Raw genomic sequence first — 12,800 nt, 5'->3', positions numbered from 1 at the left:
GTAAAAAGTTTAGTTGATCTAAGTTGAGTTACAATATGTTACACTCTGCCACTCCAATTGTAGTGCCATCTTCTATCACTGTTACTCTCAAAACTTCTTTACTCCTTCACTCAAGGGAAAAGTCCTGAAATAAGCACCGTGATAAATCCAGGCAATACGGCCAGCATAAATGGAAACTTTAATGTCTTCTCTGTGTTCAGCAGCTTGAGGGAACCAAGCATGAAAAAACCGGCAAGATTGCCTGCCATGCCACGAATTCGTTTCGCTGAGTCCTTGCGGAATAGAAGTATCACTAAACCAATAGCTCCTGCATACAAAACAGAGTAAATAATCACATGAATGCCAAAAGCAAACCCCGTCCATGCGCCAATCGCACCAAACAATTTCACATCTCCTGCCCCTACTGCGCCAATGACATACATCAGAAACAAAATACCAAAACCTGCTGCAAATCCAGCAGCCGAGAATAAGAACCCATCCCAACCTCCCCATATGATATGGGCCAGTACACCTGCAACAGTCACGGGTAAAGTTAATCGATTTGGAATTTTCATGGATCGTATGTCAGTAATAAAAGCTGCAATAATGTATATGCCACAGGCAATGTAGAACCACTCCACTCTATCATCCCCTTCCTTATTTTCTGGAGGCCACGTTAAACGTAGTCTCCGTCTTGGTACCGTCTCCTGTCTCGACAACAAAACTCCATGTTCCTTCTGTTGTCCGAGTGCCAACAAACCAGGTCCATTCAATTATTCCATTCTCATCTGCGGTGGCCCATCCGATGTGCTTCGCAGAACTTTCACCTGACTTGTAAAATATCGTTAAATTCGCGCTCGCTCCTGGTTCTACCTTCACCTTGATCGTTGCATTGTTGCCTATGTAAGCCGGGTCAGGCTTAGACAATACCGTTGCTGAACCGGCAGTATCCCCGCTCCCTGCGCTACCATCTGCCCCTTCTCCGGTATCTCCAATCCATACCCGTTCTGCCGCAGCAGCCTGAATCCGAAGCGGTTTACTGAGAAAGGGGACTTTAACCGGCAATTCATAACTCAGTTCCAGTCGGAAATATGGATTTGTTTTGTTTTTGAGATCGGGTATGGAAATCCCATTCACATGAAGACGCTCCATGTTCAGCAGAGTTGGCTCGATAAAGGGTTGAAGCAGTGGTTTTACCGTGGGATCAAGCACGGTTTCCAAGACGGATGTCTTGATCTCCTGTAGTGGTTGTTCACCACTAGCCGCTGCTGAACGTACCCAATCACTTAATGGCTCGGGCAGAGAAGAAGCATAACCTTCTGCCCATTCCGTCAGAGACAACTCCGGTATCTTCCACCCTCCTCCAGAGCCTTCACCTCCGGCAGAATCAGAAGGTGTGAATGCAAGGGAAACAGGATATATTTTCGTTGATAACTGCTTCACCGCTTCCCCTGCTGTGCTCTGTAGCGCTGTGGAGATTAAAGTCATTTGCACAATGAAGATGAGAAACATGATAAAAAACAGAAAAACAGGTAACACCAGTGAGGCTTCCAGAACCATGCTGCCCTGTTCCTTTTTAGGAGGACATATCTGCTTATTCAGAGACTTCAAACGTTGCAATCTGATTAATCTTGTTAAACGATTCTGTAATTGTGCGTTTTCTTTTTCGTAATGTTGCTGCTTATCCATAATCCCTCCACCGAAACAATCCCGATCACTCAATAGGAATAATCCGCCTTCCGCTCAATGAAAAATCGCCCACCTTCAACCTGATCCTCACTACTCATAACTGCACCTATGCTTCTAACCACCCCTGGCAAAAACCACAACTTGATGCTACTTCGCATGTTACCCGAAGCATACGTCTGTTTCTCATCCGGATTCACACCCGTATTCAATCGAATTAACGCCAGCATTCTGGACATTTTGCGTTCATTGTTGCTGTGCATCAAGAGGAACAATCGAAGATGGTCCCTATACGTCAATTTGACTTTGATATATTTGGACAGTTCCACACTGCCCTCTTTTGCAAGTTTCACCATATCCGCAATAGCGTTTGTAATTCCATATAAAATGGCTGCCGATAACACCAAAAGTGGATTTCCCAACTTGCTGTGTTCAATTAATCCTTCTGCGGTTCGAATAGCGAGGCGCATCCCGAAGATTTCCGCATATGCCGCTGCGATGTTACCCGATGGATTATGAAACCCGTATACGATATACTCCAGTTCCTGATTCTCCAATTTGAGAACATCACCCGCATCTCCACCACCTTCAGTCCAGGTAAATAGCTGACCAAAATCCATGGAATTGAAATAGGCTAGAGCGTATTCATTCTGGAATAACTCATCACCCAGGCTATCCAGGAGACCTGACATCCCGCCAAACAAACTGTCCATTCCCTTCATGGCATCGCCACCAGAGTCATAGGGATCATCAGCAATCTCTGCCTTTTTGGACTCCTCACGACTAGCCTCATTAAAAGCTATATTAGCGTTGTAATACTCCTCCAGCTGTTTGAAAGCGTCCATGGAACCTGAACTTCCACTCTGAATCTGCGACAAGATTCGTTTAACTTCCTTTAATTTCCCTTTGGATTCCTTATCATTCGCTTTACGCTGAGCGTCCGAAACACGACCACTCTCCAGCTGCTGTTTACTCTGTTCGATGAGGTTGGCAGGGCCGCTGCGCACATAAGTATCCATGTATCGTTCTGTTATCTGGCTTGCCTGTCTAACCGCGGGTTTAATCGGAACACCGCTCATACCCGTGACACTGCGAAGCTGTGTATTCAATTCCATGTTGTCTCTTCTGACGTTAGAGAAGTCCGAATTCTGGGAAACCATCCGTGCCTTCAACTGATCGAACAGGCTATCTGCCCTCACAAGCTCCGAAGCAAGAGAACGTGCACTTTTGGCTTCAGTGCCCGATCCTGTAGATGCAGGGCTCGTTCCAGGCAGATTCGAATTGCCCACGTTGTCGTAACTTTCGTTCTCCGAACGGTTCTCCCCCTCCGTGATCACACGTTTCATTTCCTCATTGATCTTGCGTGCTTCTTCGATCTTGGCCTGTGCTTCCTCCAGCTTCGTTTGATGGGCCTGTAACGCCGGTTGTATGATCATGCTGATGCCCGTGACCACATTCCCAACACCCGTCCGATAACGAGCCAGTTCCAATATGTATTGTTGTTCTCTGAACGGCAATCCCTCATCTGCCCTTTGCTTGTTCAGATAATCCGCATAACGTGCCGCTGCCTCGGCAGCAGTCTCTGGTGTATCTTCCAGCATCTCATCGTAGATAGCCTGTGAAGGCGGGTCCATAATCAACTTCGGAAGATTCTTCAGTTTCTCTGCCGATTCCGTCTGATTGGCAATGGCCTCATCCAACAACTCTTCACGTTTGTCATATAACTTTTGTAATTTCTTCAGCAAGTCTACCGTGTGCGCGGCTTCCTTCATCTCGTCTGACATCGGTTTGAACCGATTGATTACTTCAACGGTAAAATCAACCGGAGCCCGATACTTCATATCCTCCTGAATCTGACGATTAAATATATCGTATCTTCCCAGTTCACGCTCCATGTTCAGCGAAGTTGTATCCCACTGGATATCCAGAATGGGAAATTTGTCTTTTACAGACGAGGGTTTCACACTATCATTCAGCACTTTCGCCATAATTGCATCCCCACTGCTGTCACCATACCCGAATAAACCGTACTCCCGCAGGGAGGTGTCATAGGCTGACATGACCGATCTCATTGCAGCATGAGTCATTCGTTCGGTCTGCACCTTGAAGGCAGCAATACGAGCATAATCAATAAATATGGCGACAAACATATAAACTCCCGCCAATATTAATATTAAAAAAAGGGTTACGGCTCCCAACTCACCGTCTTTTTTTCTAAACAGCTCCCCCCTCCTCCTTTTCTCATTTTTTGCTTTTGCCAAAATGCTGCACAACCTGTCCGGCCTCTGCCGCTGTACTGGTCGCCGCACCACCCTTGCCTTTAAACTTGGCTGCGTAATAACGGACCAAATCTACCGTTCGAATGAATTCCACCGGTTCAACAACTGCGGATGATCCTTGAGTTAGAACCCGGTTACCTGAATCAAACAAAAAGGAAGGAAGAGGCAAAGAAATCACTTGTTCCAGCTTGGTCGTTATTTTCCGCTGAATCAGAGAATTCTGATACTCAATCGTGCCTTTCATGGCTGAGGGCATATGTTGAACTGCTTGTGCCAATTTCTGTTCCGAGAGACTTCCGCCTTCACCAGCAGGTATTGAAACGCTAACCTGGTTGTCCGCTCCCGCCCAGCCAAACAGTGCTCCGAGCATCCGATCATCCGTCAGTCTCCAGTAAAGATTGTCATGTTCCCCAGCGACGAATTCACCTGTCATCGCCTGTTTGTGACTGTTGTCCCAGCTATAAGCTGCACGTTCGGAAGCTGCATAGGCATGTTGATTCAGGAATGTCTTTTGATACATGTACATGGTGAAGAATAGCAGTAACACCAAAATAAACAGCACAACAGGGAAGATCAGGGAGGCTTCAACGGTGAAGCTCCCTTCTTCCTTTTTCAGCCTAAGAATTCGGGAAGAATTCATTACTTTTTGTGTCTACTTTGTCAAGAAGGTCAGTCACCAATGCCTCTATTTGCTTTCTAAATATCACAGCAATAATGATAATAACCCCAATGATCAGAATCAGCTCCAACGTGCCAAGCCCGTCCTCTTCCTTCCAAAATCCAGCTACTTTTCTTTTCATCAATTCCATCATCCCAATTCCTCCTACATATTCATCATCATAAAAGCAGGTGTCCCGATCATAACCACAATCGTAAAAAAGATAAGTACCATCGGAAACACCAGTTTGGAAGAAGCCTGTTCTCCCTTCGCCCGACTGACAGCCTTGCGTTTCTCCCACAACACATGTGACAGATCCCTCAGCGCCAATACAAAGTCACCTCCCCCACGCCGGAAATTCAGCAGCACCGTTGTTGTAAAGATCGTCACTTCCTGTACACCGCAGCGGCGACTGAACTGTTCAAATGATTGTTGAAACGAGTAGCCATTATTCCAATCTCCCACGGTTTTTCTGAGTTCGTTGTACAGCGGATGATCTCGTTCCCCCTGGCTTGTGACACAGTGGACGATGGCACGCTGAACGGTCTCCCCGGCGCCTACTAATAGAACAATTCGGTTCAATAGCTCGGGCAGCTCCATAAGGATGTCCTGATCTCTCCGCTGGACCTTGGTATTGAGGTCTTTATAGAGTGCAAAAGGTAAAGCTATTCCTAATGCCAGTCCACCCACCATACCTCCGATGCCCATATCTCCAACAAGTGTTAACAGACAACCTGCCAGTAACATAAGCCACGTGTAGGTTAACATTTCAGCGCAATAGAGCATCGTTTTCTCCCCACTGTGCTGTATGCCATACATTTTCTGAATGGCATGTTGCATCCGAAACATGAGCACAGGCAATCTGCGTCCAATCTCGAACTTGTCCAGTATGAACAGGAATGGGCCATGCAATTTCTTCAGTCGTAATCCTTCCATATCCAGTTTGCGCAGATGCCGGTAGGTCTGTCCCCGGGTTCGATCCAGTACCAGCCATCCCGCTCCGAGCATCCCTGCGACTATAACGGGAAGCAGCATCGTTTCAGCTCCTTATACTTTGATATCCATAATGCGATTAATCCACAGATAGCAGCAGGCCAACACTGCAAGTGCACCAGTAGAGATGAGATATCCCATCCCGCTATATAATGGCTCCATAAAGTCCTTGGCGGTCAGATTGAGAAATATCAAAAAAATAAATGGAGCTGCAAACATGACCTTGGATTCAAATTTCTTCTGTGCCACTGCGACCATAATATCCTGCTGAATATCCAGCTTTTCCCCGATAACAGCCGAGGTGCGGCGCACGACTTCAACCAGATCCCCGCCCGTTCGTTTACAAGTAATGAACACATCTGCAAAGTTCGTAATATCCTCAATCTGTGCCCGATCCGAAAAGTCCTGTAGTGCCTCTTCAATCGGTTGTCCATACTCCATCCGTGTTCGCAATATCGTGAACTCACGAATCAGATCGGTATCTGCTTCCGGGTTCAACATTCGCAGATCCTCTACGGATTCCTTGAATCCATTTTCCACCGATTTTCCGGCGGCAAGTGCCGAAGATAATGCATATAATGCTTGTTTAAAATGTAAACTGAGTGTCATTCTTTTTCGTTCCAGCAGCACTTTAGTCCAATGTTTTGGTACCCATATACAGCCTGCAGCCAGGATTGCCCCAGCCAACCAGTGATGGTAGAACAGAATTCCGATGCCAAAAAACAACAGACCGCTAATCAGCATACAGACCATTCGCTGTCTCCGGGAAAGCGTATATACGGTGTAATCCGTCAACATCTGTCTGGCTTCACCCAACAGTAATCACCTTCCAATAACTTTAATTCACGTTGTTATCTGATGAATCCGATTCCATACTATATTGTTCTATGTATCCATCCAGCCATTCTCCGAGCCCAGACATCTGAATTTTATCCACCTGATTCAACTTTCCAACCTGTATTAGTCCACCAATAATTTTGCCTTCACGCTCTTCTTGCTCCTGGAAACGAAACAGTGGGTTCAGCAAAACCTCACCGTTCTGCATGCCAATCACTTCACTAATCTCTGTCACCCGCCGTGAGCGATCTCGTAGCCGGGACAGATGTACAAAAATATCAATTGCTGAACTAATCTGCTGCCTTACAACCGTAATGGGGAGATCCGCACCACTGAGCACCATCGTTTCCAGTCTGCTAATCATGTCCGAGATGGTATTCGCGTGCCCAGTTGATAAAGATCCATCATGACCTGTGTTCATGGCCTGTAACATATCCAGCGCTTCTGCGCCCCTTACCTCACCAATCACAATCCGATTCGGACGCATCCGTAAGGAAGACTTGATCAGATCCCGAATGGATATCTGCCCCTTGCCTTCGGTATTGGCATTCCGCGTTTCCAGTGACACCAGATTGGGTACCGTAACAATCTGTAACTCAGCCGAATCCTCAATGGTAATAATCCGCTCATCGGCAGGGATAAACTGGGATAGTGCGTTCAGGAAGGTCGTTTTTCCCGATCCGGTCCCCCCTCCAATGAAGATGTTATATTTGCTCCGTACCAATTGCTGCAATAATTCTGCCGCTTCTTCATGCAGGGCTCCCTTTTCAATCAGATCGGACATCTTCATCGGTTCACTGGGGAATTTACGAATCGTCATCGTGGGGCCTTTCAAGGCAATGGGAGGCAACACGATATTGACCCGTGAACCATCCTTTAAACGGGCATCTACGATTGGCGAAGACTCATTCACAATCCGGTTTACACCAGACACAATCATCTGAATAATATCCTCAAGCCGTTCCCTGGACTCAAATTCAAGGGTGATCTGGCTGACTTCACCTTCCTGCTCCACAAAAATCTCCTTGTGACTATTGATCATAATTTCCGTAATATCGGGATGATCCACAAGTGGCTGCAAAATATCCAATCCACGAAAGGAGTCAAACAATCGCTGTACCAGCGTGTGACGCTCTCCTGAGGTCAGATCATCCAGCTTCGGGTCGGTGAGAACTTTGCGTTCTATCCCTTGCCACAGTTCATCATCTCCTGCTGAAGAGGTTAAATCGAGCCCAGCTCTGACTTCCCTGCGCATCATCTGAAACTGTTCTTCACGATCCAGTATTCTATGGGTTGAATCCGTCATAGTGCCCACCGATCCTGCTTCTGAATTCGTCCCGTCTGCTTCAATTCTTCTTCGCCATCTTGTACCAGCATGGCACATAATCTCTTCACTTCACGTTGGAAGATCGGTGAACTAAGCAGGACTTCCTCCTGACTGAGTTGTTTCCAAGAAGGGATATAGGGCAACACTGCATCCAGATGCAGATCAGGACGTGGAAGTGCATTGATAACATTGTCCCGATATTTGTTAACTACAAAACGTGATCGGTCCATGATACTTTCGTACACCTCCGGCTTCGTTCGCTCTGCATGCTGCAACCATTGTCCCCATCGATGCATGGCAGATATATCATCCTCAACCAACCAGACAAATGCATCTGCTGTATCCAGCACCCCTTCACTGCGCCCATCCCAACCTGAGTCCCCATCCAGAATCAGCATGTCATATTGTCCGCTATCGGTTAAATAACGAAGCAGATTCGACGTATCCTCACGAGTCATTTGCAACAATTCTTTACGATTCGATAATGGCCAGAACACATCGGATTTCAATGCTTCATGCCGGACCACATATCCATCCACGTCCTTCGATAGCGCCTGTAACTGCTTGCCGGATTCCTTTCTGCCCACCTTCAGATCGTATAACAGGCGTGACAATCCCGTCTCGCCATCAGGCTGGCGCTGCCCACTTCTAGTTAGTCCCTTTTCCAGAAAAGGGAGCGTACTATCCAACGTCTCCAGATTCAGATAAAGAACAGCATATCCCGCAAGTCCCAGTTGCTTCGCCATATGCAGGGCTACCGCCGTTTTGCCACTTCCACCCGAAGCGGATACTACACCGATGGAGAGAGTTTCTTGTCCCGGAAGATGCACCTTCTTGCGGCGTGGTTGCCGGCAGGCATGCATCACAGCATCCAGCAAAGCAGGCAGAGGTTGGTACTTCAACAGCCGCTTGGCCTCATCCACCTCTTCCATGCCTTCACTAAGCATCAGCCAAGGTACACCTGATCCTTCTCCCCCGTTATTCAGCCAGTCATTCAGAAACTCCGGTTCCGCAATAACCAGATCCGGTAATTCCCGACCTTCTTGCTCATTCATATGCTCCCTGAAGGAATCCCCCTGGGAGAATGCCGTGAAACGAACATGAAAACCAGACGAGCTCCCCTGCACAAAATCCAGCCATGCGCTAATGTAATCTCTATCCTTCGAAACCAGAACAACCTTCAGTACAATCAAATTCCCCTTCCCTCCCTGTCAGAAAGCACAAAAAAGCACCGCCCAATAACCGCATGAATATGCAGTATATGGACGGTGCTTCCGTCACGTGCTATGAATGTATGGATAATATAGCATACAATTTCTGGTGGAGCAAGGGATTTATTTTAACCCTTCATCCTTAGGATTCATAGGGTGAATCGAACTCAATAATGTTACGGTCGGGATCAAGTACAAAAATCTGCGCGAATCCCGCTACACTATCAGGTCTGGCTTCGTACTCAATTCCCTGCTGCTCCAGCCAAGCGATAGTCCCTGAATAACTGGTCACCCAGATCGCAAAGTGGCCGTCCGTTGTATCAATCCCAGCCTCACGTAACGTGTGACCCTCCGGGTGCTGTAACAGATGAAGCTGCTGGCTACCGATGGCATACCATGTACCTGTGGAGCGAAAAGCCGGACGTTCAATCTCCTGCATTCCCAGTAACCCCGAATAGAATTTTTTCGCGACTTCCAGATCTCGTACAGCCAGACTAACATGGTGAATGTGTGCATATTCGATCATCTTTTGTCTCCCCTCTCTGCTTCATTATGACTATACTATAACACCTTGACACCTGAACATATTCTCTTTTAAAAAGAAAAACACCCCTGCTTGAATCCGGTGAACCTCGTGGCTCACACAGATCTAATTCAGAGGTGCGCGTAAACGGTACACAAGGATGTACGTCCATCGCTTCTTATGTTCTTCAGCATTTCATTAGGGCAGTTGTGCCAGCCAATTTACTTCGCGCTATCCAATGCTTCTTGTGGAATCTTGATCTCTTCCACTTGATCATGGTTGGAGAATGTACTGGTCATCTTCATGTCCATCGTCATTTTCTGTTCATTCTGTTCCATCTCCATGACCATGGCTACATCTGTACCTGCCGGCAAATACGTTTCTTTGTTGATCATGTATTTCATCTTCATGCTGGTGATATTCATCTGATCTAGCATCGCTTGCATCTGGGCATCCGAGCCGTTTTGCTCCATTACGGATTTGGCCAACTCTTTTACATTATCACCGGATACGTCAGCGTTAATCACATAATTGTCGCCTTCTTCGGTTACTTCAGTATCGTCTTGGATCTTTTTAAATTGCTCCAATTCACCTTCCGGATTCATGCTTGCTTTCATCTGCTCAATTAATGCAGCAGTTTGAGCTTCAGGAATCGCAACCCATTGGTCCCCAACTTGGGAGTAGATTTTATCCGAAGTGATATACTGCTTCACGTTCTGAGCTTCCTGTCCCGACATTTCCATTTTCATCTCTTGATAGATCATCATTGGATCTTTGATAATATCCATCTTGAGCGATGTTTTAACCTGTTGATCCTGGGACTGTTCACCCGCATCCAATTTCAGATTCTGATCAATGTTTGCTTCAGTTGTGAAGCTTTTCATTTCTTTCGTTGCTGCATTGGTTTTGGTAATCAGTTCGTCCAAGGTAGGGATCTTTGTTTCCTGCTCTGCAGGTGTATTGCCCTCGTTGGATGTTTCGTTGTTAGTGGCTGGCGGCGTTGCTGTATTATCTGTGTCGTTACCGCATGCTGCCAAGCTTACTGCTAATAATGCCCCGATAAATAATGTAGTCCACTTCTTCAAGTTGTTGTCCTCCCAAATTAGATATGATCTGTAGTCATTACCCAATTATTTCCGTTATTAATCATAAAAATCGATCTTTGATCTCCGGGGTAGGCAACATGCATGCTTCATCCTTGCCAAACCAGCGATAACGGTTGCGAGCAACCCAGTTATAGACTGCATTGCGAATAAATTTCGGTACAATAATGAACACATATAACAATGGATAAGGAAACTTCAGACCTTTAGCCAATCGCAGTGCGGCCGTTGAACGTGTATAGTATTTTCCATTCTCAATCAGAACAAAAGTATCCATACTGTCTGTCGACAGGTTACCCTTTACCAGCAGTTCCTTGGCCACATCCGATTGGAGCGAAGCAAAATGATATTTCCCTTCCGGGTCACGTTTGATAATCCATTTGGTTAAGCCCTGGCAGAAGTGACAGACGCCATCCACCAGTACGATGGGATGTCCCTGATGCACATCCGTTTGATTTGCTGTCATATTGGCTGCCTCCTATTGTTGCGGTTAGAGTAACTTACCCAATCTGAGCCATCTTGTTTCCTAATTCTAAAATTTAATTATAGAGGTGGTTCAAAAAGTCCACTTTTGAACACGCATTGTTAGGAAGTATAAAGAAAAAGAGCGCAGGCATTGTGCCCACGCTCGTATCTTGTCCGACAATTACTCAGCAATTGCCTTTTCCATCCATTGGTCATCGATCATTTGTTGATGCAGGTCACTTGCCCACTGGTCCATACATTTGCAAATGAAATCTTTGCGACATACTGGACAAGGCGTTTTCTGCAGACGGCTGATATTGGTCATCTTCCATTCCGGAGAACGGGAGTAGAATACACGGCATTTTGTACCGTCTACCAAATTCATTTTGAATTCGTACAATCCGTCTTCCTTGTTACCATAAGCTAGTTCTAAATCTGCAATACGCGGTCTATAAGACATGGATATCACCTGTTTAATTCAAATTTGGTTCATGCAATGACACTACTCAGTACTAAGTTATATTAAAGAAAATTCAGTTCAATGTCAACTCGCGCATGTCTACCCACCAAACAGAATATCCAGAATCGTCCCTACCTGCCCTTGTTTTTTACCTTTCAAAACATCCGGATCAAATACTTCAACATAGCCGCAGGAAGCACAAGCCACGAACAGGTAATGGTTATGTTGTATATCGAACATCTTGCTCAGGCCTGCTCCTGACATGGAAACTTCCTTAATGTTACAATCCGTGCCCCTGCATTTTGTACATACAAATCGGCGCTCGATCATCTCTTCAATACTCATCTTCGTTCCCCCTTTATGGAATGTGTAGCATGAAGTGGGAGTGCAATTATGTAAAAAGTACGCGATTGGACATCTGATCTCCTGCATCCTGCCCTTATATTATAATCAACACAAAACCCTGCCGATGGCCAGCAGGGCTTTGTACTCAAACGAACGAACATCAGGTATCTGAGATACCCTGCTCTATATGTTCCCCTTTGATTGGGTAGTCAAATCTTAGACTACGTTTAATACAACATCAATATTGCCACGTGTCGCTTTGGAATATGGACAGAAATCATGTGCCTTGCGAGCCAGATCTTCTGCTTGACTGTGATCCACACCTGGCATGCTAACGTCCAAGCGAACAGATAACTGGAAACCGTCATCCGCAGGGTCCTTACCAATGGATACGTTACTTGTAACGACCACATCCTCCAATTTCACGCCTGCTTTGCGTGCTACATTGGCTAGGGCACTTTCATAACATGCTCCATATCCAGCGGCGAAGAGCTGTTCAGGGTTGGTACCTTCACCACCGGAACCTCCAAGCTCTTTGGGCATTTTCAGATCATGTTTAAGCATGCCATCCGAAGAAGTCACCGAACCTGTACGTCCACCTTTAACTGTCGCTACTGCTGTATATAAAGCTTCCATTAAGAATCTCTCCCTTATCCGTATAGTTTTAAATGCCTTCAATTCAATTTAAACTTCTGGCTCAATTTGAAACGCATTTTATATCTTTATCAGCTTTTACATCTTTATTATTTTCATGCATCTTATCCACATATCTGTATTTTTTCCCGGGTTGGGTAATATACAAAAGAGCATTTTCAAATTAGAACATATTTTTTGTGTTAATACATAAAAGTTGCACTAGACAAAAATTATTGAAGGAGTACAATGTAACAATAAACATAAAAATTTAGATATATCTTGAGCGGTTCGTCCCGCA

Annotated in this window: 15 protein-coding genes; all 15 read right to left on the bottom strand. The window is 45.8% G+C overall.

Translation table 11 applies throughout. The features are described from left to right. Positions 1 to 110: 110 nt before the first annotated feature. Entirely contained in the window at positions 111 to 620 is a 510-nt protein-coding gene (locus MKY85_RS07215) for a prepilin peptidase (protein ID WP_339259627.1), read from the bottom strand. Positions 621 to 636: 16 nt separating this feature from the next. Further along, on the bottom strand, positions 637 to 1,668 hold the full coding sequence (locus MKY85_RS07210) for a pilus assembly protein (RefSeq protein WP_342572206.1): 1,032 nt from the start codon (positions 1,666 to 1,668) through the stop codon (positions 637 to 639). A gap of 29 nt (positions 1,669 to 1,697) precedes the next feature. Continuing rightward, positions 1,698 to 3,815, bottom strand: coding sequence for a hypothetical protein (locus MKY85_RS07205; protein ID WP_342572205.1), 2,118 nt, complete (start codon positions 3,813 to 3,815; stop codon positions 1,698 to 1,700). Between the two features lie 91 nt (positions 3,816 to 3,906). Continuing rightward, positions 3,907 to 4,584, bottom strand: coding sequence for a TadE/TadG family type IV pilus assembly protein (locus MKY85_RS07200; RefSeq protein ID WP_339240403.1), 678 nt, complete (start codon positions 4,582 to 4,584; stop codon positions 3,907 to 3,909). Next, the gene (locus tag MKY85_RS07195) at positions 4,562 to 4,756 is read right to left on the bottom strand and encodes a Flp1 family type IVb pilin (RefSeq protein WP_339240401.1); all 195 of its coding nucleotides are present in this window, start codon (positions 4,754 to 4,756) and stop codon (positions 4,562 to 4,564) included. The genes MKY85_RS07200 and MKY85_RS07195 overlap by 23 nt, the downstream gene beginning before the upstream one ends. A gap of 11 nt (positions 4,757 to 4,767) precedes the next feature. Continuing rightward, complete coding sequence (locus MKY85_RS07190; RefSeq protein WP_339259617.1) at positions 4,768 to 5,637, bottom strand: type II secretion system F family protein; 870 nt, start codon at positions 5,635 to 5,637, stop codon at positions 4,768 to 4,770. A gap of 12 nt (positions 5,638 to 5,649) precedes the next feature. After that, on the bottom strand, positions 5,650 to 6,393 hold the full coding sequence (locus MKY85_RS07185) for a type II secretion system F family protein (protein ID WP_342573292.1): 744 nt from the start codon (positions 6,391 to 6,393) through the stop codon (positions 5,650 to 5,652). A gap of 40 nt (positions 6,394 to 6,433) precedes the next feature. Then, on the bottom strand, positions 6,434 to 7,738 hold the full coding sequence (locus MKY85_RS07180; protein ID WP_342572204.1) for an ATPase, T2SS/T4P/T4SS family: 1,305 nt from the start codon (positions 7,736 to 7,738) through the stop codon (positions 6,434 to 6,436). Continuing rightward, the gene (locus tag MKY85_RS07175) at positions 7,735 to 8,952 is read right to left on the bottom strand and encodes a ParA family protein (protein WP_342572203.1); all 1,218 of its coding nucleotides are present in this window, start codon (positions 8,950 to 8,952) and stop codon (positions 7,735 to 7,737) included. The genes MKY85_RS07180 and MKY85_RS07175 overlap by 4 nt, the downstream gene beginning before the upstream one ends. Positions 8,953 to 9,112: 160 nt before the next feature. Next, the gene (locus tag MKY85_RS07170) at positions 9,113 to 9,496 is read right to left on the bottom strand and encodes a VOC family protein (protein WP_339240396.1); all 384 of its coding nucleotides are present in this window, start codon (positions 9,494 to 9,496) and stop codon (positions 9,113 to 9,115) included. Between the two features lie 218 nt (positions 9,497 to 9,714). Beyond that, positions 9,715 to 10,578, bottom strand: a complete 864-nt coding sequence (locus MKY85_RS07165) for a DUF6612 family protein (protein ID WP_342572202.1) — start codon at positions 10,576 to 10,578, stop codon at positions 9,715 to 9,717. Between the two features lie 61 nt (positions 10,579 to 10,639). Next, positions 10,640 to 11,062 (bottom strand): thiol-disulfide oxidoreductase DCC family protein, encoded by a 423-nt coding sequence (locus MKY85_RS07160; RefSeq protein WP_339240394.1) that lies wholly within the window; start codon positions 11,060 to 11,062, stop codon positions 10,640 to 10,642. 180 nt (positions 11,063 to 11,242) lie between these two features. Beyond that, positions 11,243 to 11,521 (bottom strand): hypothetical protein, encoded by a 279-nt coding sequence (locus MKY85_RS07155; RefSeq protein WP_253431871.1) that lies wholly within the window; start codon positions 11,519 to 11,521, stop codon positions 11,243 to 11,245. A gap of 99 nt (positions 11,522 to 11,620) precedes the next feature. Continuing rightward, on the bottom strand, positions 11,621 to 11,866 hold the full coding sequence (locus MKY85_RS07150) for a zinc ribbon domain-containing protein (RefSeq protein ID WP_036610816.1): 246 nt from the start codon (positions 11,864 to 11,866) through the stop codon (positions 11,621 to 11,623). Positions 11,867 to 12,082: 216 nt separating this feature from the next. Beyond that, the gene (locus MKY85_RS07145; protein WP_339259510.1) at positions 12,083 to 12,502 is read right to left on the bottom strand and encodes an organic hydroperoxide resistance protein; all 420 of its coding nucleotides are present in this window, start codon (positions 12,500 to 12,502) and stop codon (positions 12,083 to 12,085) included. Between the last annotated feature and the right edge of the window lie 298 nt (positions 12,503 to 12,800).

It is taken from the genome of Paenibacillus sp. FSL R5-0749, assembly GCF_038595085.1.
Taxonomy (GTDB): domain Bacteria; phylum Bacillota; class Bacilli; order Paenibacillales; family Paenibacillaceae; genus Paenibacillus.
Note: the sequence above shows the minus strand (reverse complement) of the source record. Positions and strands in the feature narration are given on the sequence as shown.